This window comes from Hymenobacter seoulensis (assembly GCF_054780535.1).
Map to the genome: position 1 here is coordinate 1 of NZ_BAAGWD010000001.1, position 22,300 is coordinate 22,300.

Annotated in this window: 20 protein-coding genes; 5 read left to right on the top strand and 15 right to left on the bottom strand. The window is 57.8% G+C overall.

Translation table 11 applies throughout. The features are described from left to right. The 3 genes from ACYVHC_RS00005 to ACYVHC_RS00015 all read right to left on the bottom strand — a co-directional run. Nucleotides 1-415: hypothetical protein (locus ACYVHC_RS00005; protein ID WP_460611602.1), on the bottom strand; the 415-nt coding region annotated here is incomplete at its 3' end. A 526-nt stretch (nt 416-941) separates the two neighbouring features. Then, nucleotides 942-2,336 (bottom strand): DEAD/DEAH box helicase, encoded by a 1,395-nt coding sequence (locus tag ACYVHC_RS00010; RefSeq protein ID WP_460611603.1) that lies wholly within the window; start codon nt 2,334-2,336, stop codon nt 942-944. 111 nt (nt 2,337-2,447) lie between these two features. Continuing rightward, nucleotides 2,448-3,383 carry a YihY/virulence factor BrkB family protein gene (locus tag ACYVHC_RS00015; protein WP_460611604.1) on the bottom strand — a complete coding sequence of 312 codons (936 nt, stop codon included), beginning with the start codon at nt 3,381-3,383 and terminating at the stop codon, nt 2,448-2,450. Nucleotides 3,384-3,491: 108 nt separating this feature from the next. Between ACYVHC_RS00015 and ACYVHC_RS00020 the strand changes: the two genes are divergently transcribed. Beyond that, on the top strand, nt 3,492-4,025 hold the full coding sequence (locus tag ACYVHC_RS00020) for a DUF2062 domain-containing protein (RefSeq protein WP_460611605.1): 534 nt from the start codon (nt 3,492-3,494) through the stop codon (nt 4,023-4,025). Between the two features lie 72 nt (nt 4,026-4,097). Here ACYVHC_RS00020 and ACYVHC_RS00025 read toward each other — a convergent pair whose 3' ends face one another. The 4 genes from ACYVHC_RS00025 to ACYVHC_RS00040 all read right to left on the bottom strand — a co-directional run bounded on the left by ACYVHC_RS00025 (nt 4,098) and on the right by ACYVHC_RS00040 (nt 7,061). Then, on the bottom strand, nt 4,098-5,096 hold the full coding sequence (locus ACYVHC_RS00025) for an enhanced serine sensitivity protein SseB (RefSeq protein WP_460611606.1): 999 nt from the start codon (nt 5,094-5,096) through the stop codon (nt 4,098-4,100). A 443-nt stretch (nt 5,097-5,539) separates the two neighbouring features. Continuing rightward, nucleotides 5,540-5,971 carry a c-type cytochrome gene (locus ACYVHC_RS00030; protein ID WP_460611607.1) on the bottom strand — a complete coding sequence of 144 codons (432 nt, stop codon included), beginning with the start codon at nt 5,969-5,971 and terminating at the stop codon, nt 5,540-5,542. Next, the gene (locus ACYVHC_RS00035) at nt 5,968-6,657 is read right to left on the bottom strand and encodes an SCO family protein (protein WP_460611608.1); all 690 of its coding nucleotides are present in this window, start codon (nt 6,655-6,657) and stop codon (nt 5,968-5,970) included. Before ACYVHC_RS00035 ends, ACYVHC_RS00030 begins: the two co-directional genes overlap by 4 nt. Further along, nucleotides 6,654-7,061: a hypothetical protein gene (locus ACYVHC_RS00040; RefSeq protein ID WP_460611609.1), complete on the bottom strand. Its 408-nt coding sequence runs from the start codon at nt 7,059-7,061 to the stop codon at nt 6,654-6,656. Before ACYVHC_RS00040 ends, ACYVHC_RS00035 begins: the two co-directional genes overlap by 4 nt. Nucleotides 7,062-7,348: 287 nt before the next feature. On the opposite strand from ACYVHC_RS00040, the gene ACYVHC_RS00045 reads away from it, so the two are divergent. Next, the gene (locus tag ACYVHC_RS00045) at nt 7,349-7,900 is read left to right on the top strand and encodes a glutathione peroxidase (protein WP_460611610.1); all 552 of its coding nucleotides are present in this window, start codon (nt 7,349-7,351) and stop codon (nt 7,898-7,900) included. 161 nt (nt 7,901-8,061) lie between these two features. Here the strand turns inward: ACYVHC_RS00045 and ACYVHC_RS00050 are convergent, their stop codons facing one another. Beyond that, entirely contained in the window at nt 8,062-8,532 is a 471-nt protein-coding gene (locus tag ACYVHC_RS00050; RefSeq protein ID WP_460611611.1) for a DUF4112 domain-containing protein, read from the bottom strand. Between the two features lie 177 nt (nt 8,533-8,709). On the opposite strand from ACYVHC_RS00050, the gene ACYVHC_RS00055 reads away from it, so the two are divergent. After that, a complete protein-coding gene (locus ACYVHC_RS00055; protein ID WP_460611612.1) occupies nt 8,710-9,699 on the top strand; it encodes an aldo/keto reductase in 990 nt (329 codons plus the stop codon). Nucleotides 9,700-9,785: 86 nt separating this feature from the next. On the opposite strand, the gene ACYVHC_RS00060 is transcribed toward ACYVHC_RS00055, so the two are convergent. Further along, nucleotides 9,786-11,237 carry a diadenylate cyclase gene (locus tag ACYVHC_RS00060; RefSeq protein WP_460611613.1) on the bottom strand — a complete coding sequence of 484 codons (1,452 nt, stop codon included), beginning with the start codon at nt 11,235-11,237 and terminating at the stop codon, nt 9,786-9,788. Between the two features lie 207 nt (nt 11,238-11,444). On the opposite strand from ACYVHC_RS00060, the gene ACYVHC_RS00065 reads away from it, so the two are divergent. Continuing rightward, nucleotides 11,445-11,702 (top strand): hypothetical protein, encoded by a 258-nt coding sequence (locus ACYVHC_RS00065; RefSeq protein WP_460611614.1) that lies wholly within the window; start codon nt 11,445-11,447, stop codon nt 11,700-11,702. Nucleotides 11,703-11,710: 8 nt separating this feature from the next. On the opposite strand, the gene ACYVHC_RS00070 is transcribed toward ACYVHC_RS00065, so the two are convergent. Then, nucleotides 11,711-12,964, bottom strand: a complete 1,254-nt coding sequence (locus tag ACYVHC_RS00070) for a BaiN/RdsA family NAD(P)/FAD-dependent oxidoreductase (RefSeq protein ID WP_460611615.1) — start codon at nt 12,962-12,964, stop codon at nt 11,711-11,713. Nucleotides 12,965-13,128: 164 nt separating this feature from the next. Here ACYVHC_RS00070 and ACYVHC_RS00075 point away from each other — a divergent pair, with 164 nt between their 5' ends. Next, nucleotides 13,129-14,316 carry a cation:proton antiporter gene (locus tag ACYVHC_RS00075; RefSeq protein ID WP_460611616.1) on the top strand — a complete coding sequence of 396 codons (1,188 nt, stop codon included), beginning with the start codon at nt 13,129-13,131 and terminating at the stop codon, nt 14,314-14,316. Between the two features lie 373 nt (nt 14,317-14,689). Here the strand turns inward: ACYVHC_RS00075 and ACYVHC_RS00080 are convergent, their stop codons facing one another. The 5 genes from ACYVHC_RS00080 to ACYVHC_RS00100 form a co-directional block, all read right to left on the bottom strand. Then, complete coding sequence (locus tag ACYVHC_RS00080; protein WP_460611617.1) at nt 14,690-16,468, bottom strand: chloride channel protein; 1,779 nt, start codon at nt 16,466-16,468, stop codon at nt 14,690-14,692. Between the two features lie 153 nt (nt 16,469-16,621). After that, nucleotides 16,622-17,449: a mechanosensitive ion channel family protein gene (locus tag ACYVHC_RS00085; RefSeq protein WP_460611618.1), complete on the bottom strand. Its 828-nt coding sequence runs from the start codon at nt 17,447-17,449 to the stop codon at nt 16,622-16,624. 103 nt (nt 17,450-17,552) lie between these two features. Then, nucleotides 17,553-17,933, bottom strand: a complete 381-nt coding sequence (locus ACYVHC_RS00090) for a hypothetical protein (protein WP_460611619.1) — start codon at nt 17,931-17,933, stop codon at nt 17,553-17,555. Then, complete coding sequence (locus ACYVHC_RS00095) at nt 17,930-18,220, bottom strand: hypothetical protein (RefSeq protein ID WP_460611620.1); 291 nt, start codon at nt 18,218-18,220, stop codon at nt 17,930-17,932. The genes ACYVHC_RS00090 and ACYVHC_RS00095 overlap by 4 nt, the downstream gene beginning before the upstream one ends. Before the next feature lie 33 nt (nt 18,221-18,253). Further along, on the bottom strand, nt 18,254-22,276 hold the full coding sequence (locus ACYVHC_RS00100; RefSeq protein ID WP_460611621.1) for a DUF7619 domain-containing protein: 4,023 nt from the start codon (nt 22,274-22,276) through the stop codon (nt 18,254-18,256). Nucleotides 22,277-22,300 lie beyond the last annotated feature (24 nt).

Genomic DNA, 22,300 nt, shown 5'->3' on the forward strand with positions numbered 1-22,300 from the left:
TGCTGTGGATGGAGGTGCGCGCCAGCGTGTAGCCGATGCCTTTCGTAGGGCTGTAGTAGGCCTGCAGCAGCTCCTGCTGCTGGGCCTTGGGCAGGCGAGCAAACGTTTCGGCTGCGGCATCGGTCAGGGCCCCGCCAATGCCGAGCAGGGTCTGGAAGGCGTGGGTGGGGTCCACAAACACGGTGGGCTGGGTTTCCAGCGGCTGGGCCTGGGCCTGAAAGGCAAGCTTCTGGGGGGCGGCCGCCAGGCGCAGCGGGGTGTTCTCGGCGGTGGTGTAGACCTGCACCTGCCGGCCGGCCGCTGAGTAGGAAGTGGAAGTAGCCGGTTTGGCCGCCAGCTGAGTGGTTTTTTTCTGGGCCAAAGAAGCGGTGCTGACACCAGAAGCCAGCAGGCAGAGGAGGAGGGATTTGTGCATGTGCAAGGGCATAGATTCACCATTCCGATGTGCCGCTGCGCCCAGCTACTGGGGCGTGGGCTGCACGTAGGTATGGCGGTTTAAGTAGGAACTGGGGGTAGCAGCACAGCGGCTTTAGGCGCCTGGCAGGGGTAGTAGTGCAGGCAGGAGTGGGTACTCGTAGGTGGCTCCCTGATCAAATATATCGGTCAGCCAGCGCACAAACCAAACCACGCCACTTCCCTTCGGTAGCTCTATTTAGCCCCGATATACGCTTACTGCACACCTGCTATTAGGGATGCGCGTGCATCACGAAGCTAGAACACTAGGTGGAGCACGCGAGCAAAAGCAGTTAAGAAACAAGAAAAAAACCAGCCAATAGAGCTTAAACCGGCTATTGCAAAACCGGCAACCTTGCGGACTTTAGGGGCCTAGTAGCTTCCCCTTTTTTAGAGGCAGCCTTGTGGGAACAAGCCAGAAACACCAGGCCCGCGCAGAAGAGCTCTTCTGCGCGGGCCTGGTGTTTCTTTTAGAGTAAGGCTCTTCGTTATTCCACGATAGAAACCCGGACTTTTTTGCCTTTGACTTTGGCGCCAGCCAGCTTCTCCGCTACCTCGTGGGCTTGCTGGCGCGGCACGGCCACGTAGCTGTAGTAATCAAATACCTCAATGTGTCCGACCTGGTCGCGGGCTACCCCACCCACGTTCACAAAGGCCCCTACTAAGTCGTGGGCGCTTACTTTATCTTTCTTGCCGGCCGATACATGCAGGGTCACGTTTTCGGGGCGCGGCGCTTTGGGGGAGGCTGGGGGCAGCTTGGGTGCGTGCATTTCCTTCCACTGAATGGAAGCAGCAACCGGCCATTTTTTTACGTGTGCCTGCTCTTTCTCGGTGGCCAGAATGTGGGCCGTACCCTCGGCGCCGGCGCGGGCCGTACGGCCAGCCCGGTGCTGGAAGCCATCGGCTTTATCGGGCACGTCGTATTGGACTACGGTATCGAGCAGGGTTACGTCGATGCCGCGAGCCGCTACGTCGGTGGCTACCAGCACTTGGCTGGAACCGTTGCGTAGCTTTAGCAAGGCTTTGTCGCGCTCCGGCTGGGGCATTTTGCCGTGGAGCACTTCAGCGGCAATGTCGCGGCCTACCAGGAAGCGGGTGAGTTCCATGCACCGCTCGCGGGTGTTGCAAAAAATCAGGGCCCGGCCCGTTTCAGGCTGGCGCAGGATATGCAGCAGTGCGGCCGGCTTTTTCTCCACGGTGCCCACGTGGCCCAGAAGCTTCAGATTCTCGGGTAGTTCGTCGGTGTCTTGGCCGGCGTTTACAACCCGGGGGCGCGTGAGGTTTTTGCGAATCAGATCTACCACTTTATCCGACATCGTAGCCGAGAACAGCAACGTTTGGCGGCGGCGGGGCAAGCGCTTCACAATTTCTACTAGCTCATCCTGAAAGCCCAACTCCAGCAGCTTATCGGCTTCGTCCAGAATCAGAGTTTTAAGCTGGTTCGGGATAATGCTGCGGCGCTCGAAGTGGTCGAGCAGGCGGCCGGGAGTAGCCACTACGATGTGCGGAGCCTGGGTTAGGGAGGCGGTTTCCTCGCGGAAAGCGTGACCACCATAGAAAGCAGCTACCCTTAGATTGGGTAGAAACTTGCCGAGCTTCTTGAGCGCATCGCGCACCTGCAAGGCCAGTTCGCGGGCCGGTACCAGCACAATTACCTGTACGGCATCGGTTTTCAGGTCGATGAGTTGCAGCACGGAAAGGCCATAAGCGGCCGTTTTGCCCGAGCCGGTAGGTGCCTGCCCAGCTACGTCCTGCCCGGCCAGGGCCATGGGCACTACTTGCTCCTGCACGGGGGTAGGAGTCTGGAATTGCAGTTCTTCCAGGGCTTGCAGCAGTTCGGGAGCGAGGCCGAGGTCGGCGAAGGACGGGGTAGTCGAAGTCATAAAACGGTATTTCTCCTGCAAAGGTAGCCGTATTTTAAGTGGAGCAAGGAGAAGGGGCTGAAATGGCCCGTTTGCCGAGCGTTGGGCACCTCATTCCTGCATTCCGCGGCCTTACTCCACGATATCAACAAGCTTGTAGCGCACCGCGGAGGCTTTGGGTCGGATGTCATGGCCAGCGTAGTGGGCGTAGGCTTTCGTGAAACAGGCCCCGAAGTAGAAAATCATGGCCGAATAAAATACGAACAGCAACACCAGTACGACACTGGAGGCGGGGCCATAAATCGGGCCCAGGTTGCGCGGCACCAGCAGAAAGCCCAATAGGTTTTCGCCGAGGTCAATGAGCAGGGCCGTAAGCAACGCCCCGCGCAAAACGGCCTGCATAGGCACTTTGGCGCTACTCAGGTTCCGAAACGTTGCTGCAAACCACGCCGCCAGAATCAGGAGGGAAACCAGCTGGTTGACAATTTGAAATACGACGTAGCCAAACGTCGGATCAAAGTCGCGCGCGTAGTCGGACACGAAAGAAAGAGCCGCGTCGGAAAGAAAGGCAATAATGGAGAGGATGCCGGTAGCCAGCAAAAGCCCCAGGGAGCGGGCCCGCGCCTTCAGCACCTTGGAGAAACGGCCCGTATGGCGCTTGGGCCGAATCTGCCAGAGCTGGTTAAGGGAGCTTTGGATGACGCCAAACAACGTAGTGGCAATGAACAGCAGAAACACAAAGCCTAGCCACGTGACCAAGCGGCTGCGCTCAATGTTGCCTACGTTTTGCAGAATCTGTTCTACCAGCCCCGCCGCTGAGGCACCCAGTAGCTGCGCCAGCTTGGTGAGCAGCAGCTTATGCACTTGGGAGGTGGAATACAGGGAGCCCAGCACCTGAATCAGAATGATCAGGATGGGAGGTAGGGCAAAGGTGGTAAAGAAGGCGGTGGCCGCCCCAAGCCGCAGCGGGTCATTGGCACCGAATTCGCGGGCGGCGCGGCGCAGCAAAATCAGGAAATCGGTCCAGGGGTTGCGCCCGGCGTGGCCGGACTCACGTACTTTTGTCATTAGAGGCGCGTAGGCATCCGGCGGCACCCAGCCGGAACCCCGAACGAGTTGCGAAGGTAATGTCCGAGCGCCGCTTCCACTAGCTTCCGGGTGCTAACTTACTGTGCTGTGACTCAACCTTCTGTTCCGCCGCCTCTTACTAGCCCGCCGCCTGCTCCTAACCCCGGGTGGCTGCGGCGGCGCTTGGTGCAGCCCGTGCTTAACCTGCTGCGGCAGGGGCTCACGCCGCATCAGCTGGCCCTCACGGCCGCGCTCGGAACGGCGTTCGGGATGGTGCCCGTGCTGGGCGTAACCACGCTGTCGGCTACGTTTGCGGCCGTGCGGCTTCGGCTGAATGTAGCGGCCATCCTGCTCATTGCGCATCTGTGGAGCCCGCTGCAGCTGCTGCTACTTATTCCACTGATGCGCCAAGGAGCCAAGCTGTGGGGAAGCCACGGCCCGGAGCTGACGCTGGAGAAACTCAAGCAGCTATTTGCCTCTGATTGGGTGGGGGCGCTGCAACTGCTGTGGTATGCTATGCTGGGGGCGCTGGCCATTTGGGCCGTGGGGTGCCTCGTGCTATGCCCCATCCTGTACTTTCTGCTGCGCCCGATTTTGCGCCGTACCATGCGCCCGGCTCCCACGGAAACTGCTACCCCCTGAAAAGGCCGAAACCCTGACCTACGGCACTGGGCCGCTGGTCAGGGTTTCTACTAGTGGGGTGCCTAGTACCTGCTACGCGCGCTGGTAAACGGGCGTAGTAGTAAGCAGGTACTGGATGAGAGGCTCCTCGGAGTTCGGGTCAACCAGCATGAGGTCTACGAACTGCGCGCTGCCGATTTTTCCTTGGATGATCGGGCCCAAATCTTGCAGGAAAGCGGGGTCCTGCGATTCGGTGTCGAAGGCGAGAAGTAAGCGGGCCTGCTGCGGATCCTGCTGCAAACGCATCTCGGTGAGGTACACGTTGCGGATGTGGTCTTGGCCAGCGCTGTACTCACGCAGGGCTTCCAGTAGCTCGGTTGGCTCTGGCTCCGGCTGGTGCAACGACACTTGCATATCCTGCTGAGGCGGCATCTCGAACAACTGACCCGACAGCAGGGCCTGAACTTCATCAACAGGCAGTAGCTTGCCCACCGACGAGAACGGGTTCAGGGCGCAGTCGGCGCCTTGGGTCATCGTGAAGAAATCGTGGCCGCGCAGGCGCATGTACGCCACGCTGTCCTGGGGTACGGCACCGTTGTCGAAGATGCGCTCTACTGCCGTAAACACAGCAATTTTGCCATCGTGCAAAGCCTGTAGCTGAATTTCCATGCCTTCGGTAGGGGTAACCTCGCCGGGCTCCTGGCCTTCGGCGGCTGCCATTACCACATATACTTCTTCGCCGAGCAACGCTTGGTAGAAGGGTGAGCGGAACTGCGGGTCCATGGCCGCCTGCATCAGCAACTGCTCCAGAATATTGAGCGGCTGAAAATCAGGAACCTGTGGCGTGGGTACTTCACCCTCATACGTGCCGGGCAGCGGAATAGGCGGCGCTGGGGGGATAAACGGCATAGAAGCCGGGGCCGGAGCCGGCGTAGCAGGTGCCTGATAATTAGCACCTTTATAGCGAGGGCCCGACGGCTTTGCCGATTCAGCAGGGGTAGTGGCAGCGCCCTGATCGGGGGCTGGGGTAGGAGTGGAAGCAGGAGCCGGAGCGTCCTCAGGTTTCTTTTTCAGGAAGTCAAACAGACCCATAACAAAACAAGCAGATGAAGCTGCAAGCTAATCAGGTTTACGGGAAGATGCACGCCTAAACCACCAGCGGCCCGACAGCCCGCGCAAAATAATTCAGGGGTTTTGCGGTGGCGGCAGGCTAGTAGAAATGCGAGCGGCTCAGGTGCCGCACAACGCACTAGGCGCAGCGGCAGCCTAAATCCTCCGAAACAGAAAAAGCCGTGGCAGCCCGAAAGCTGCCCGCGGCTTTTTCTGTAAGACTAGCTTGTGTCTGAACGCTCTAGCCCGTCATGCTGAGCATTCTGCGCATCAAGCAGAGAAGGAAGCTTCTCTCATGCTGATGTTAGGCTAGTAACGCAACGATGCGAGCAAGATGCCTCGGCCGACGGGCGCTAGATTACATATGACTGTTCAAGATGATCAAAAGCACTATTCAAACACAGTCTAGTAGCTAACAACCAGCATTATTGTCCATCGGAGCCATTGCAGCGGGCCAGCAGCTCGGAAGCTTCGCGGATGGTATAGGGTTGGTTTTTGTTGCCCCAATTGGTTTGCAGGAAGTTCAGCAGATTCGTGATTTGCGAGTCGGTGAGGTCTTCGTGGCCGGGCATTACCTGGTTGTAGTCAACCCCATTCACCACCAGCGGCCCCTTCAGGCCCTTCCGAATAACACACGGCAGCTCGGCCCGGTACTTGGCAATGTAGTCGGCGTTGGCTACGGGCGGAATCAGGCGTTGCAGGCCCTGGCCCTGGTCGCCGTGGCAGCTGGCGCAATGTGTGGCATAGAGCTTCGCGCCTTCGTTTTTGCGCTCCGTGAAACAGCTGCTTAACAAGGTGCTGCCCACGGCCGCAGCCACCAGCCCGCGGCCCAACCCGCGCCACCACGGGCGGCTCATTTAGTGGCTACTTTTTGCTGTTCTGCTTCTTCTTTCAACAGCACAGGCAAATCTTTAATCAGGCGGTCTACTTCTTCTTTCACCATGCCATCATACAAACCCCGCACGCGGCGGTGCGAATCAACGAGGGCGAAGGTACCGTTGTGGGCAAAGCCGCCTTCGGCCTGCTTATCTACTTCGGCACCCGTCATGTAGGCGCGGGCTAGCCCAAAAATGGTGTCGTGCGGAGCCGTGGCGAAGTGCCAGCGCGAGGCGTCCTGAATGCCCAGGCGCTCAGCATAGTCCCGCAGCACCGGAATGGAGTCGTGGGCTGGGTCGATGGTATGGCTCAAGAACAGTACGTTCGGGTTTTTCTCGTAGGCCTTGTACACGCGCAATAGCTCGCTCTGCATTTTGGGGCAAATGCTGGGGCAGGTTGCGAAGAAGAAATCTGTCACGTAGACCTTGTTCGCAAAGGTTTGGTCGGTGATGGTTTGTCCGAGCTGGTTGGTGAGCGTGAAGGTTGGCACCGTGAACGGAATGGTATCGGGGGCGGCCCCGGAGGCGTTGCGCACCACATCAGGCTCCCCAAGGTAGGGCAGCTTGGCCTGGTCGGGCTTTTCGGTGCAGCTGCTCAGTAGCAAGGATATGCTAGCCAGGGTACTGAGTAACAGGAAGCTAGTGCGGCGCAAAATAGGTCGGATCATTGGGCTGAAGATGGGGTGGCGGTGGTAGTCAGGAGCAGCTTAGCGGAGTCCTGACTACTTCTAAACAAACGACCAACAGAATCAATTCGCTGTTGTTGGGCTGCGTAATAGGCCAAGCGTCGTGCTACGGCCACAGTATCCTGGGGGCGTCGGTAGTTGTGCATCCAGAACATCATGCCAGCCTCGGCGGCCAGCAGCGCGCGGCGTTGGCGGCCCGCGGCCACGGTATCGGCCGGAGGGGTTTTCTGGAGCTTAAGGCGCAGGGTGTAGAGCTGGTCCATTTGGGCCATCAGCTCATCATGGCGGGCTAGCACCGCCTTCTCGGCGTTTTCGGCCTTTTGCTCATCACTTTGCAGCGAGAGGCAACCCGAAAAAAGCACGAGCAACGGAAGGAATCGGAGCATTTTCACGCCGCAAAGGTAAGGCGCGATTAGGTGAGGAACGGATGAAAACCGTAACAGAATGCGGCAGGAAACGGTTGAAGCTCGCAAGCAGCCTAGGAAAGCACCTCGGCAGTAACTTCTGCGTACTAGGCTCGTCCTTCCCTGTTACACTTTTCCCGAGTCTTCTACCTTTGAAGGCTGCTTCTCAGCCAGCAATTCGGCACTGGAAGGCCTCCTTTCACTAAACCAACTCCCTCATTATGGCCACATTTCGCCAAAAGGCAATGAAACTGCTTTACCCGCTTATTATGCGTCTTTCTAAGTCAAGCAGTAAAGGCAAGGTGTTGGAAAACAAGAAGAAAACACCCGCGCCGGTTCCGTTCTACACGCTCGGTAGTACGCTCAACAGCGGCCAGGACTTATCGTTTGATGACTTGAAGGGCAAGAAAGTGCTGCTGGTAAACACGGCCTCTAACTGCGGTTTTACCAACCAATACGAGGAGCTGCAGCAGCTTTCAGAGCAATATGCCGATAAACTGGTGGTGCTCGGGTTTCCGGCCAACGACTTTGCGGAGCAGGAAAAAGACAACGACTCCACCATTCAGCAGTTCTGCCAAGTCAACTTCGGTGTATCATTCCCGCTCATGAAAAAGAGCGTGGTAGTGAAGCAGCCCAACCAAAACCCGGTGTATCAGTGGCTCAGCAACCCCCAGCAAAACGGTTGGAACGAGCAGGCCCCCGACTGGAACTTCTCCAAGTACCTCATCAGTGAAAATGGCCAGCTGACGCACTATTTCGGTCCCGCCGTATCACCGCTTAGCGAAGAAGTAACCACCAGCATTAAGGCCTCAGGCAAGTAACTGAGGCTGCTTTGTACTAGGTGCCGATGGGGCTTAAACCGCTCGTTTACTAAAAAAGAACGTCATGCTAAGCGAAGCTGAAGCATGACGTTCTTTTTCATTTGCTGTCTATTGTCTAAAGAGCCTAGGCACTGACGGGGCACAAACCGCCTGCGCGGTACCTAGCTCAGGGCATGCCACACCCACTCAAAAAGCAGGAAAATCAGCCAGCCGACTAGCCCGAACACGATTGCTAAGAACACGGCCAACAGGAGCAAAATGCCTTTGCCGCTGCCTTGGTGTTTGCCCTCGGCGTAGTGCTCCCGCAGGAGCCGCACGTTGCGGTTGTTGGCTTTATAGGCGAAGTCGAAGATGTTGCCCAGCACCGGGATAGCGCCGATAAGTGTGTCGATGAGCACATTGAAGGCCATACGCACCACCAGTTGACCGCTGGCGCCGTGGCGCATCATCGTCAGGATGAGGGCGCCCGAAACGGCCAGGGACGGCAGGCCTCCCACCACCGGAATCAGGCCCATTAGGGGGTCGAGGCCGAAACGCCAGTTGGTACCCGGTACCCGAAACTGGCTGTCGAGCAGGTGTGAAATGCGCTCAACCCAGCGCAGGCGTTCATCTTGATCAAAAGGAGTAGACATGGGAGAGAAGCAGAACGGGAGAGAGAAGAATAGCCGGAGCGGCAACAGGCCTGTTATACGGCGCGTACAGGTTTTTGCAGTGTAGGAGCCGCAGATTAGGCAATTCCCGGACCGGATGAAGCTGGTGGCTGCCAACTCAGGTTAGCTCATGTATACCGTACCACACGCATTCACGCTATGAAAACACGCAATCTGGGCCGCGAAGGCCTGCAAGTTTCTGCTCTCGGCCTTGGCTGCATGGGCATGTCGGATTTCTACGGCCAGCCCAACGACGAGGAAAGTACGCGCACCATTCATCGGGCCATTGAGCTGGGCATAACTTTCTTCGATACGGCCGATATGTACGGGCCTTATACCAACGAGGAACTGGTGGGCCGGGCCCTGAAAGGACACCGACCGCAGGTAGTGCTGGCTACCAAATTCGGGATTCAGCGCGACCCGAACGACCCTACCAAGCGCGGCATCAGTGGCCGCCCCGAGTATGTGCGCCAGGCCTGCGAAGCCAGCCTGCGCCGCCTGGGCACCGACTACATTGACTTATACTACCAGCACCGCGTAGACCCCGCCACACCCATTGAGGAAACGGTGGGAGCTATGGCCGAGTTAGTGAAGGAAGGCAAGGTCCGGTACCTGGGCCTCTCGGAAGCCGCGCCCGACACACTTCGCCGCGCCCATCACATCCATCCTATTTCGGCGCTGCAAACCGAGTACTCGTTGTGGAGCCGCGACCCGGAGGATGAGATTCTGCCTACCTGCCGCGAGCTGGGTATTGGGTTTGTGCCATATTCGCCCCTAGGCCGCGGGTTCCTGACCGGGCAGATTCAACGGTTTGAAGACCTGGCCCCTGATGACTACCGTCGTCACACGCCACGCTTTCAGGGCGAGAACTTTCAGAAAAAGCTGGACCTAGTAGCACGCATCAAGGAAATGGCTAATGAAAAGGACTGCACCCCGAGCCAGTTGGCGTTGGCGTGGGTGCTGGCGCAGGGCGAGGATATCGTGCCAATTCCGGGTACCAAGCGCGTAACGTATCTGGAAGAAAACATAGGCGGCGCCGAACTGCTGCTGTCGCTGGAGGACCTGGCTCGCATCAACCAAATTGCGCCCCAGCACGCGGCCGCCGGACAGCGCTACCCCGATGCCATGATGAAATCGGTGAACGGATAGCAAAAGAAAACAGCCCAGCAGGTAGGTTTGATGCGGTGGTGGGCCTAGGCCTAAAAACCCGTCAAACCCACCCACTGGCCTGGGTGTTAGCGGCGTACAGGCGGGAGCAAATCGATCCAGCCGTCTTCACTGACCACTATGGCTAGCACTGGGTAGCGGCTGCTTTCTACGTAACGTAAGGCTGAGTTATAACGGGAGCCGCGCGAAGAGTCGCCTTTGGCCGTGGCCAGCCCGTCCAGAATCACCCCAATGGCGTAGCAGGTGCCGGCCGGGTCAATGAGCACGGCCCCGTCAATGTTCGTGACCAGACGCAGTACGGAGGGTGTCATGAGGCGCGGCGAAACCCGGAAACATTGCCGCGTGAGGCGGGCCGCTTCCTGAGCCGCTCCTTCCGAAATTACCAGAATGGTACCGTTGGTTTGGGCGGTAGCTTTCAGGGTGAGTTCCCACAAATAGGCCGCCCCAGCCGCGTCAGTGGCCGGAAATACGCGCCGAATGGCATCGGCGAAGTTGTTTTCATCAACGGTGCCCTGGGGCAGGCGTGGTGTGTTCGACACCACTTTCATCATGATTTGGGCGTTGTGGCTAAGCTCCCAGCTGTAGTGCTTGGTGAAGTGCACCGTGAACAGGGCCTCGTACTGCGGGTCGGTTGGCTCTACCAGGTACCCTAGGCCGAACACATCGGTGGCATCGGTCAGTAGGGCATTGCGGTCTTCGCTGAGCTCGAGCAGTTTCCGGATGCGGCGGTAGTCGCGCAACGGAATGGGGGAGTCAAGCGTCAGGATGGGCACTACGGCCGGGTGGTTGCGCCTGGAGATAATCATGGTGCCCACGCCTTCGTCGCCCTCATGGCGCAAAGCCGCAATGCCGTTGCAGGCGTCATAGAGGCCATGTGAGCCCGCCGCGGCCCGTAGCATAAAGCGCCGACCCGCCGCCCGCAGCACCTCGTTGTAGTCGCGGTCGAGCACGGGGCGGTCGTCGGTAGTGTCCGATTCGCGCAGGGCCCGTGAGGCATCCTGCAGAAACTCCTGAATAGTAGCCGCCAGCAACGACGCCGGCCGACTAGGCCCCGCTGGGCCCGGAAGTGCATAATAGCTGTGGTACGCCTCCGAAGAAAGCTGCAACACTACCACTACCAGGTAGTTGCCCACCCCAACGGGCAGCGAGCAAAAGGTAACGCGCTCCTCGCGGTGCGTAACTACTAAGTCGTTGAGGGTATGTTCGGTGGCTCGGCGCAGCAGCTCGTACCAGCGGTGTTTTTCGTACTGATCGTGGTCGAGGGGGTGCAGATGGTACACCACTTCCCGCGGGCCATCCGGCTCCAGAGAAGCTGCTCGTTCCTTTACGGCCGCAAACTCATGCGGACGGTAGCGGTGCGCGGCCGGCTCAATGACCACACCTTCCGGCACATCGGCTTCGCGGACCGCGGCCAGCCCCAGCAGAAACACCTCCGGCTTCAGGCTTCGGTCCAGCAGATTAAAGACACCATCAGCCGAGAGCTGAGCTGAAACGCGGAATAGACTTTGATTTTCCCACATAGGGGCGAAGGGCGGGCGAGAGGGGAACGCAAAGCAGGAATTACGAAAAAATCAGCCGAATGATCGAAAACCTAAAAAGAAAAGCCTGATTTTTCAACCTTTTCCCTGTTTCCGGGTTATCAGCAAGCCCGTTCGTAAGCTACTGCTTGACAGTTGGTGTGGTGGGGCGTATCTTCAGGAAGTTTCACGCCTTTGCCCCGTCGTGTCATGTTCGTAGATTTACTTATTGCCGGCATTTTTGCCATGTCGTTGCTACCGATGACCACGGGGTACTGTGCCTATAGCTACGGCCGCTCGTTTTGGTTGTGGTTTGCCCTCGGGTTGTTTCTGCCCATAATTTCCTACTTCGTGCTGTTTGCTCTGATCCTGCGTCAGCAGCTCGATCATGGCCAGAATTTGCTTACCGAAGCCAAGGCCATTCTGGCTGCTGCCGAGGAAGCCGAACGCATTCAGAACGAACGGTAACCTAGCGTTTAGTTGCTGCCGGTTGGCTGCCCAAGGCTAGCTAGTACTCCGCGTGCCACCCAGGCCCCGGTGCTAAAGCAGCCTTGCAACAAATAGCCCCCTGTCGGTGCCTCCCAATCCAGCATTTCGCCGGCCACGAATGTGCCGGGGCGCTGCTGCAGCATCAGGTGCTCATCTACCGCTTCCCACGCCACCCCACCCGCCGTGCTGATGGCCTCATCAAGCGGACGCAGGCCCGTAACCGGAATAAGCAGGTGCGTGAGCAGGTGAGCCAGAGCGGTGGGCTCAGTGGGTAACGGGCCGGGGTGTAGCTCCCGCAGCAGAGTAGGCACCGGTGGCTTTAGCTTTAGCGTATCGGCCAGAAACGAGGCTAGTGATTTCTCCGCCCGACGCCGGGCCAGCTTCTCCAGCAATGCCTCGGGTGCTAGGTCGGGTTTGAGGGTGAGCCGTAGGGTAGCGGAGTCTCCCATAGCCAGGGCCGCGCGCAGCGCCGGCGTAAGGGCGTACACAGGCGTTCCTTCCAGGCCGTAATCGGTAAGCATCAGTTCGCCCCGAACAGTTTGCGCCCCGCAGCTTAGGGCCACATTTTTGAGCGGCTGACGGCCCACTTTCTCTTTAAAAAAAGTCGACCATGCTACTTCCGCTCCGCAGTTGCTGGGCGCGAAGGGCACGCACGTAACCCCAATTTCTTCTAACGCTGTCACCCAGCTGCCATCGGAGCCAGTTTTAGCCCAGCTAGCTCCGCCCAAAGCCAGCACGGTAGCGGTAGGCTGCACCGTAGTTTCGGTGCCCGTTGCTTCATCGCGCAGCCGTAGGCCATGTGGCCCCACAAAGCCCAGCCAGCGCTGGCGCGTTCGGATGATAACGCCTAGGGCACTGAGCCGCTCCAACCACGCCCGCAGCACGTGCGCCGGCTTGTGCTCTTCCAGCGGAAACACCCGTCCGCTGGTCCCAATGAAGGTAGCAATGCCCAAGTCCTGGGTCCAGGCGCGCAGGTCGGCGGGAGAAAAGTGCTCGAGAAAGCGGGCAAACTCAGCTTGGCGCTGGGCATAGCGCGGCGCGAAGGCCGGCAGGGGCTCACTGTTGGTCAGGTTGAAGCCGCCGTGGCCGGCCACTAAAAACTTACGCCCTACCGTGGCCTGGGCCTCATACACCGTCACGCGGCAGCCCGCTTCGGCCAGGCGCTGGGCCGCCAGTAGGCCGGCCGGGCCGCCCCCAATAATTGCAATCCAAGCAGGTGCCAGCTCAGCCGTTTGATCCATCGTGCAAAGGTAGAATGCCGCCGCCAGAGCTAGGCTACCACGGCCCGCAGAAAGGCCTGGCGGCGCGCTAGGTGCCGCGGGCTCCCTATCTTGGGCAGCTTGAGCCGTGGTGCATCTGCCTTTGAGGTGGGTGCCGGGCTAGTGTTTGGCTTACATTCTGCTGCATGGGTCCTTATTCCATTCTGATCGGCCTGAGTCTGGCCGTTATACTTTCGTACCTCTTCGATCTGGCTGCCAGGGCCACCAAAGTGCCATCGGTGCTGATGCTGCTGCTCGCGGGCATTGCGCTGCGCCAGTCCGCCGACTACTTCGATATTGCCTTGGGCATTCCGAAGGTGGTATTGGAAATATTCGGCATAATAGGACTGATCATGATTGTGCTGGAAGGCGCCCTGGATTTGAAAATCAGCCGGGACAAAGCGCCCCTTATTCGGCGTTCGTTTTTCGCGGCTATTCTGATACTGGTGGTGCAAGCCCTGGTTATTGCCTTGATTCTGCATCTGTGGCTGCAGGTTAGTTTTCAGAGCTGCCTGGTAAATGCCATTCCGTTGGCCGTTATCAGCTCAGCCATTGCCATCCCCAGCGTAGCCAACCTGCGCGGCGAAAAGCAGGAGTTTATCGTGTACGAAAGCACGTTTTCCGACATTCTGGGCATTATGTTCTTTAACTTCGCCCTTCAAAAAAACTTTGCTCAGGGAGCCTCGGTCCTCACATTTGGGGCCGATGTGCTGGCGGTGCTGGTCGTGGCGGTACTCAGCACAGCTGCGCTAGCCTTCCTGCTCGGCCGAATCCGGCTGCACGTCAAGTTCTTCCTTATTCTGGCCTTCCTGATTTTGCTGTATAGCCTGGCCAAGAAGCTGCATTTGTCGTCGTTGGTGCTGGTACTAGCCTTTGGCCTAGCCGTAAGCAACGCCGAGCAGTTTCTGAAAGGCCCCTTGCGGCGCTGGTTTCATCCGGAGCGCCTCAGTGAGGAGGTGCACCAGTTGCGCAGCATCACGGCTGAGTCGGCGTTCCTGATTCGTACGTTCTTCTTTCTGCTGTTCGGATTCAGCATTGAGCTTAACAGTGTTCTGAGTCCGGCATTGATTGGGCAAGGCATTTTAATTGTGGCCGCCCTCACTGCTATCCGCTTCTTTTACCTTCGCTACATTGCCCGCACCGACCTGGTACCCGAGCTGTTTATTGCTCCTAAAGGCCTGATTACGATCCTGCTATTCTACAGCATTCCGCAGCAGCACCTTATCGGGCAGGTCAGTGAGAAAATCCTGTTTGTGGTAATTCTGCTAACCGGAATTCTGATGATGATCGGCCTGCTGATGGCCAAAGAGGAACCCGAAATAGGCGAGTACTAGGTGCGCTACTGAGGCAAAGGTGTGTCCGGGAAGAATCAAACCAACTTGCTTGATCTGGTGCTTACGCAGCTGACGCAACTCGCCTAACTGAGGTTGGGCTAGTGCGTTACCCTAGCAAATAGAACGTCATGCTGAGCTTGCCGAAGCACCTCTACCGATTCATCTAGGCCAGTTGAGTTAGCCAGCGGTAGAGATGCTTCGGCAAGCGCAGCATGACGTTCTTCAGTTTTCGGATACTTCCTCAGTTAGCGTCAACGCGCACCGTCAGCAAGCCAGCTGCTTCGGCAAGCGTAGCATGACGTTCTTGGTTTTCGGATATTGTTAAACAGAGACAGGTCGGCAAGTCAAAAAAGGGCTAGGTCTGCTACCTCCATTAACTGTCTTTGATCAGCTGGCGGCGGTAGTTGGCCAATATGGTGGATTTGAGCAGAAAGCCCAGGTACCGATCGTCGAGACTGATGACGGGTAAGGCCCAGGCGCCTAGCTGCTCCATGCAGCGCAAGGTGTCCAGCAGGGTATCATCGGGGCGCACAATGGCCGGCGCATCGCTCATTAGGTCGCGTACGCGGGTGGTGTTGTAATGCACATCGTCGAAGAGGGCGTCGCGCACTGTGTCCAGGCTCACGATGCCGTGCAGATGGCCCTCCGAATCAACCACCGGAAACAGATTGCGGGTAGCGTGGCGGAACGTTTGCACCAGCTCACCGAGGGTATCATCCGGATGCACCGGCAAGAAATCGGTTTGCAGGAGCGTGGTTACATCCAATTGCGCCAGCAGACTTCGGTCGCGGTCCTGGTTTACGTACACGCCGCGCTGCACCAGCTTACGGGTATATACTGAGTAGGGCTCGAAGTAACGCGTAATCAGGTACGAGCCCGACGTGACTACCATCAACGGAACGAACAAGGCGTATCCGCCCGTAATTTCGGCAATCAGGAAGATGCCCGTCAGGGGCGCGTGCACAACGCCGGCCAGGGTGCCGGCCATGCCCAGCACAATAAAGTGTACTTCGGAAATAGGGTAGAGGCCGCTCATGTTGATGAGACGGGCAAACACAAAACCACACAACGCCCCCGCAAACAACGAGGAACCGAACATGCCCCCGTTGCCGCCCGAGCCAATGGTAATGGTAGTAGCTACTACTTTCAGCAGCATACTGCCCGTGGCCACCAGTAGCACCAACCACACGCTCTGCTCATGAAATACATCAAACAGCGAGTTATCAACGAGTTGCTCGGCGCGGCCACCTAGCAGGAGCTGCACAATATTGTAGCCCTCGCCATACAGCGGCGGAAACAGAAATACCAGGCCGCCCAGGGCCAGGCCGCCCAGCACCACCTTACGGAAGCTGCCCGGTATATGCTCAAAATACGCATCGGCCCAGAAGTACACCCGGATCATGTACACTGACAGCAGGGCCGTAAACACGGCCAGCATCAGGTACAGCGGCACGGCATCAACGGGCCAGCTGGTAGTAATGAGCACGAAGGGCTGGCCCGCATACAGTGCCTTCGATACCACAGTAGCCGTAGCCGACGAGATGAGCAGCGGCACAAAGTACGCCGCCGACAGCTCGGAAAGGATGACCTCAACGGCAAACAGTACCCCCGCAATAGGCGAGTTAAAGATGGCTGCTACCCCCGCCGCGGCCCCACACCCCGTGAGCAGGCGCCGCTCCCGCCGCCCAATACGCAAGATGCGCGAAGCGTTGGAGCCAATGGCCGAGCCCGTAACAGAAATAGGAGCCTCCAGACCCGCCGATCCGCCAAACGTAACCGTCAGGAAAGACGAAACCAGCTGAGAATAGAGCTTGCTGCGCGGAACCACGCTGCCCTGCCGGGCAATATTGTAGATGATAGGCCCAATACCACGGCCCAGGTTGCCGTCCAGAAAGTACCTAGTAAAAAGCACCGTGAGAGCAATACCGATGATGGGGTAGAAGGAGCTGGAAAACACCCGATACTGCGTTGGAACCCAGGCATTGAGCAGGCTCTGCGAGTCATGGACCAGGGTTTTGAGCAATACTGCCGCCAGGCCCGCCAGTACCCCCACCACAATGCTCACCAGGATAATGTACACCCGGTCGCTGACGTGGCGCAGGCGCCACAGCAGCAACGGGCGAAGCAGGCGGTGAATGGTGTTTTGGGGCATGGGCAAATAACCTCAGCAGTAAGCGAATTTACGCTGCCGCTGCCTGACGCTGCAACCTAGCGAAAAAGCCGCTAGGGCAATAACTTTTCCTTGACTTAGCAACGGCAGCTAACGCCCGCTAGTGTACTAGCCCCAACAACCGCACCAACCTGCCTACTGCCCCAGGGTAGGTACACCCAGGCCCGCGCCCAGCAACTCCTGTTTTACTTCCTGCATCACGCGGCTTTTTTGCTGCAGCACGCCCCGGCGGTAATCCTCCGAGTCAGCCCAGAAATACACCCGCAAGTCAGCCACGGTACTGGTAGCCTTTTCCAGGTTTACATACGGGGCCCGCGGGCTCTGCTGAATGTCAGGAATGGTGCGCAGGTGGTTCAGAATAAGGTTAATGGCGACATCTGGCATCACATCAGGCCCTAGCTCTACACTCACCAGGAAGTCCTGACGCAGGTTACCGTCGCGGGTGTAGTTGATCAGGGGCTCCTTAAGTACCATGGAATTGGGTAAGAAGATATGCTTGCCATCAAAGGTGCGAACGAGGGTAGTGCGCAGGTTAAGCGCCTCTACGTGCCCAATGAGGTCCTTTATCTGCACAGTGTCGTTGATGTGGAAGGGCCGGTTGAACGCTAGAATGACGCCGGCCAGAAAGTTCTCGGCAATGTCCTTGAAGGCAAAGCCCACAATAAACGCCGATACTCCTGCGGCCCCTACTATGCTGCCCACCATCCCGGAAAAGCCCAGAATGTTGAGGGCCACGACAATACCCACTAGCACCACCAACCACTTGCTGATGTTGGCCAGAAAATCAGGCAATAAGGGGTCGGAGGAGCGACTACGCAGGCGGCTGCCTAGTAAGGCACTAGCCCGGTTCGCCACGAAAACCGCCAGAAACAGCAGTACTAGCGCAACGGCCAGCTTCGGCAACAAATACAAAAACTGCTCCCAGTAGCTGGACAGCACCCGAGTTAAATCTGTTAGCAACATACGCACTCAAAAACTCCAACAGTACAAAACAAAGCCCCGCAACCACGGGGGCAGCGGGGCGGCACGAGGGGGTATACGCGCCAAATGGGAGGCAAGGTTGGGGTTACGCGTGGGCCGGGCGGTTCATCCAGCGCCAGAAAACCAGGCCGCCTACAGCATACGCCGCCGCATCCCAGGGGTCGGGCGTGGCGCTGGGGCGCCATATCGGCAGCAACAGTTCAAACCCCACCACCACGGCCAGCCACGTGCTGAAAACCCAGGAACCGGGCAGCACAAAACTGGGCTTCCGGAAATAGACCCGCCGCATATACCACAGTGCCAGGGTTAGCAGCAGCGGCAGGGCTAGCACATCAGCTAGGTACGAGTTGAGTAATGAGGGCAATGGTACCTGCACTAGGCGGCGGTTACCCTGCAAAACCACATACAGTCCTGCGCCCGCCACAAACAGCGGCTGCCGCAGCTCCGCGGGCCAGCGGCTCCTCATCCGGCCGCGGCCGCCACCAGCCAAAGCAAAAACGACACGATGGCCGCAAACGCCAACTGCCCGCCCCGCACGATGTACTTGAAAAACTTCACCACCGCATTGTCGTCGGGCTTGATTTCGATGAGCAGCAGCGGCGAAACCGGTTCATCGGCCAGTTGCTGCCGCTCCTCGTTGCTGGCTACCCGATAGGGCTCCAAGACCTGCCCGCAGTGCTGGCACAGGTCGGTGGGCTGTTGGTGCCACTCGGTCCATTGGCCGCAATGCGGACATTTTTTGGTTGCAGTCATAGGCAAAGCAAGAACGCAGGGATTTTGGACGCTCTAGTGCAAAGTAACGCGTTTTGTAATGGTGCCCGTGGCCGTTTGAAGCACAACTACATACAGCCCAGGCTGGTTGGTCGCTAAATTTACTGTGAGGGCTGCAGGCGAATTGCGCCGCATATTTTCTTGGAAAACCAGGCTCCCGACAGCATTAAATACCCGTACTTGCTGCACCGCAACATCCGCCTTCTGCCAGTCGATGGTAAACAGGCCGGCTGTAGGGTTTGGATACACCTGAATCGCTGAAAAGGCATCAGCAGTAGTAGTGGGCGTCAGAACCGAGACGGTAAAGGCCGTGGCAGACTGGACAGTTCCACCGGCCCCCGATACAGTAATAGGTCCGGAGCGTGCCCCTTCAGGTACGAGCACCTCTAGGCGCTCAGCGCTGGCGTTGAGAACAGTAGCGGCGGTGCCCTGAAAATAAACCGTATCGGTGGCCCCACCAGCCCGGAAATTTCGCCCCGTAATAATAACGGAAGAGCCAGGTTTGCCTACTGAAGGGCTGAAACTAGTAAGTACGGGAGCCGGAATAAAGGTAAAGATGCCCGCACTTTTGGTGGCGCCTTCGGGGGTGAGTAGCTGAATGGGAGCCGTAGCGGCATTAGCCGGAACGCGCACAGTAAGCGAAGTAGAGGTAGCACTCAGAACCGGAGCCGCCACTCCCTGAAATAGCACGCGGTTGCTGGCTGGGGTTGGCGAAAAATGCTTTCCCGTAAGCGTAACCAAGGTGCCCACGCGGCCCTGCACCGGCGAAAAGCTCAGGATACTAGGCGTTACGATAACCTGCTGGGGCTGGAGCTGAATGGCCGGATTAACAGTGGGCGGAACATCAAAAATCCGGTTTACAGTCGTGTTGGTCCGGACGGGCTCGTTGTAGTCGAAGATGATGTCCGCTACGTTTTCAATACGGGTTTTAGGTGCCAGACCCGCTTTTGGCTTCACGCTGAACTGTACAAATCCGTTGCTGCCCAGCACATCCCGGGTGCTGTCGGGTAGCATAATGTTATCGAAGGTAAACGTCAGGACCGGGCGGTTCTTACCGGATACATTCAGGCGGTAGGGGTGCGAGGAAGACTCTAGTTTCAGTGTACTTACATCGAGGTCGGCGGCTAGGGTATCCACTACCTCTACGCGGTAGGCCACATCCGTACCGGTGTTTTGGAACCTGAGCTGGTAGCGCAAGGGCGTGTTAGTAGGCGTGTAGTGCTCGGCAGTGAGGCCAACGGGAGCTACCTGCTTGTCGTTGGGGTCAAAGGAGTCCACGATAGGCTGACAGTCAACAGCTTTTTCCGGCTCGGTATCATCCAGTGGGAATGCCTGCATGCTGGCGCTCGGAACACCATCTGTCACACGGTTGGCCAGTTCTACATTGGCGCTGGCCATCGTTTTCAGCGGGTGGCCCTGGGGCTGGTCGGCCTCCACCCGCACCACCCGGCCGGTGGCGGGCACCCGCAGCACTAGGCTGTCGGCGGCAGCCAGGGAATACCGATGCACCAACGCCAGTTGCGCATCCTGGTACACCCGCAGGCTGAGGCTATCGGTGGTGGCGGCTTTGCCGGTATTGGTTACCGTGAAGCGCGCTTGGTTACTAGCCTCCCCGGTGCCACTAACCGTGATGGAGGCCGCGTTCCAGCTCGGTGAGCCGGAATATGTATTGGCCGGGGTAATCCAAGCTTTGGTACAAACCGTCAGGCCCCGGATGGCGGAGTTGCCGCACGCTACGGAGTCCTGAATCAGGATGGTGCCGTGCTGATTGGGTGTGAGCGTGCCCACCTCAAACTGGTAGTAGCCCTTCGCCGTGCGGGTATAGGGCGCGTTGGCTGCTACCAGCACCACATGCTCCGGTAGCTCCACCAGCACTTTGGCATTGTTGGCGGCCGCAAACCCGCTATTGCCATACGATACGGTAGTGAGGTTGCGGAAGCACCGCCGGCGCCGGTTCGAAGCAACGTTAACAGTCAGATGCGGGGTAGCAGAAACAAAGTTGCCGAAGTCCGGCCCGGCTACGGTGGTGTTGTACGCACCCACGCGCACCTTCTGGGTTGTAGCGCACGTCACCTGAATCTGGCGGCCGGGCTCAGTGGGCACTAACTGCCGCACGGTGTACGTGCCGGTATCGACGGCCATAGTATAGGTGCCATTCTCGTCGGTGAGGCCGTAGTAGTTGCCGGGCTCCGCTACCACTAGCATCCCCTTCATGCCGGGGGCGGTTTGGCTGGCGCAGGTAAAGGTCTGATCCTGAAAAACGCGTCCGGATATCAGGGCTTCTGTGACAGCGGTTGGGCTGGGTGCCATGAAGAGGTGTACGGCATCCCGGTCTTTATTGAGGGCTAGCAGGCGGGTGCCTTTGAGGTTCACGGAGGGGTAGCAAAACATGCCCGGTATGCGCTGCCCAGGCTGGCCATCGGGGCCATACACTTGCACAAAAGCATCAAGGGTAGAGCCCAGAAATGCTGTGCCTTTGGCATCTACGCTCAGCCCAACCGTACACCTTGGGTACGTGTCATCAATGGCGCTGAGGTTTTTCGTCTCACGTAAAAAACGGCCATCCGAAGTGAATTTTTGCAGGCGGTGTCCGTTGATATCCGCCACATATACATACCCCCTGATATCCACGGCCAAAGCCATCGGAAACTCCAGTTGCCCCGCCCCGCGCCCTTTGGCCCCAAATCGAAGCAGCTGCCGTCCGGAGGAATCGAACTTATAGACAAGACCTTCAAAGCCGTTCGTGATGTACAGGTCGCCGGCAGGGCTAATGGCCAGGCTCGCTGGCCACATGTAGTCATTAGAAATCGGAATCGGGATGGTTGTTATGTAGCGTCCTTGGGCGTTGAACTTGTTGATAGCAACCTTTTGAGCATCATAATCAAAATACAACGCATACACATTATCGCTAATGTCCGTAGCTAGGGTCAGCATTCGGTCATTTATTGAAAACTGCTTGGCTGCGCCTGCTTCTGGAAACCGGTTGATTTCCTGCCCAGCGGCATCATATTTTCGTAGCTGCCTCTGCAGAGCCTCATACACGTAGTAGTTGCCCAGCTTGTCCTGGGTAAGGCAGTTCTGGCTGGTTTGGTTGCCCCATTGGGCTAGCTGCTGCCCTGCAGTGTTCAGCTTGAAAAGCCGGGAGCCTCCTGTATAGTCGTAGCGGTTGGTGGCGCGAGCAGTAGTTACATAAAGGTTGTCTTCCTGGTCAAACGTCAGGGCATAGGTTTCCGCCTCAACGCTCAGACGTAGTAGATTCTGATAAACCCCGTTCGAGTCAGATTTGCTGATGGCAATACCATTTAACGTATACACATTGCCTGCCGCATCAACCGCTAGGCTTGGATGCGCACTGTCCGTGTACGATTGGTCTTTTACAGAAAAGGAGCGTTGCTTTTTGCCCGTAGCTGCGTCGAGAACTGTAACAGTATGCCCGTAATCCAGACAAAAAACGAGCCCTTGCGAATTAATAGCTATGTCTCGGCCACCTGATATACCGAATACCCCTCCTGTCGTCCAATAGTCTCTGGGGTCATACACCCACTGCAACTGAGCTTGAGTATTGAATTTAAGCGTTCGAGTATATTCCAGAGCGTACACATTGCCGGCCGCATCCACTGTTAGGCTGATCGGATAATTGTCGCGGTAGGCATACTCATCAGAAACCCAATGCGGATGAGTGAACGTCAGCAGCAACTGGCCGCTGGGGCTAAACTTGCGGACCTCGCGGGCTCCTCGGTCGGCCACATACAGGTTGCCCGCTGCGTCGGCGCCAATGGCCCTGATATTTGCCAACTTTGCTTTGTTGGCGTTGGGACTTTTGGGATCTAGCTGGGCTACGAAGCGGCCTTCCGCATCCAGCTGAGTGACAAGCCCGTCATCGAGAATATAGATATAACGGTGCGCCGCCGCGGCCACATCCTGCGGGTTCTCAAGCGGCGTACCGAAAACTGTGTTTAACTGAAAAGTAGAAGGCGTCTGCGCCCAGCTGGCAAGCGGCAACAGCAGCAAGCAGCACACTACATAAAAAATACGCATCTAAAGGCAGGCGGATAGAAGTCG

Coding starts and splice junctions, on each gene's coding strand:
- ACYVHC_RS00090 (WP_460611619.1), bottom strand. CDS start 17,933: ATGAGGAGCCGCTGGCCCGCGGAGCTGCGGCAGCCGCTGTTTGTGGCG.
- ACYVHC_RS00015 (WP_460611604.1), bottom strand. CDS start 3,383: ATGACAAAAGTACGTGAGTCCGGCCACGCCGGGCGCAACCCCTGGACC.
- ACYVHC_RS00030 (WP_460611607.1), bottom strand. CDS start 5,971: ATGAGCCGCCCGTGGTGGCGCGGGTTGGGCCGCGGGCTGGTGGCTGCG.
- ACYVHC_RS00100 (WP_460611621.1), bottom strand. CDS start 22,276: ATGCGTATTTTTTATGTAGTGTGCTGCTTGCTGCTGTTGCCGCTTGCC.
- ACYVHC_RS00095 (WP_460611620.1), bottom strand. CDS start 18,220: ATGACTGCAACCAAAAAATGTCCGCATTGCGGCCAATGGACCGAGTGG.
- ACYVHC_RS00060 (WP_460611613.1), bottom strand. CDS start 11,237: ATGTGGGAAAATCAAAGTCTATTCCGCGTTTCAGCTCAGCTCTCGGCT.
- ACYVHC_RS00070 (WP_460611615.1), bottom strand. CDS start 12,964: ATGGATCAAACGGCTGAGCTGGCACCTGCTTGGATTGCAATTATTGGG.
- ACYVHC_RS00075 (WP_460611616.1), top strand. CDS start 13,129: ATGGGTCCTTATTCCATTCTGATCGGCCTGAGTCTGGCCGTTATACTT.
- ACYVHC_RS00025 (WP_460611606.1), bottom strand. CDS start 5,096: ATGGGTCTGTTTGACTTCCTGAAAAAGAAACCTGAGGACGCTCCGGCT.
- ACYVHC_RS00085 (WP_460611618.1), bottom strand. CDS start 17,449: ATGTTGCTAACAGATTTAACTCGGGTGCTGTCCAGCTACTGGGAGCAG.
- ACYVHC_RS00040 (WP_460611609.1), bottom strand. CDS start 7,061: ATGCTCCGATTCCTTCCGTTGCTCGTGCTTTTTTCGGGTTGCCTCTCG.
- ACYVHC_RS00010 (WP_460611603.1), bottom strand. CDS start 2,336: ATGACTTCGACTACCCCGTCCTTCGCCGACCTCGGCCTCGCTCCCGAA.
- ACYVHC_RS00055 (WP_460611612.1), top strand. CDS start 8,710: ATGAAAACACGCAATCTGGGCCGCGAAGGCCTGCAAGTTTCTGCTCTC.
- ACYVHC_RS00065 (WP_460611614.1), top strand. CDS start 11,445: ATGTTCGTAGATTTACTTATTGCCGGCATTTTTGCCATGTCGTTGCTA.
- ACYVHC_RS00050 (WP_460611611.1), bottom strand. CDS start 8,532: ATGTCTACTCCTTTTGATCAAGATGAACGCCTGCGCTGGGTTGAGCGC.
- ACYVHC_RS00080 (WP_460611617.1), bottom strand. CDS start 16,468: ATGCCCCAAAACACCATTCACCGCCTGCTTCGCCCGTTGCTGCTGTGG.
- ACYVHC_RS00045 (WP_460611610.1), top strand. CDS start 7,349: ATGCGTCTTTCTAAGTCAAGCAGTAAAGGCAAGGTGTTGGAAAACAAG.
- ACYVHC_RS00035 (WP_460611608.1), bottom strand. CDS start 6,657: ATGATCCGACCTATTTTGCGCCGCACTAGCTTCCTGTTACTCAGTACC.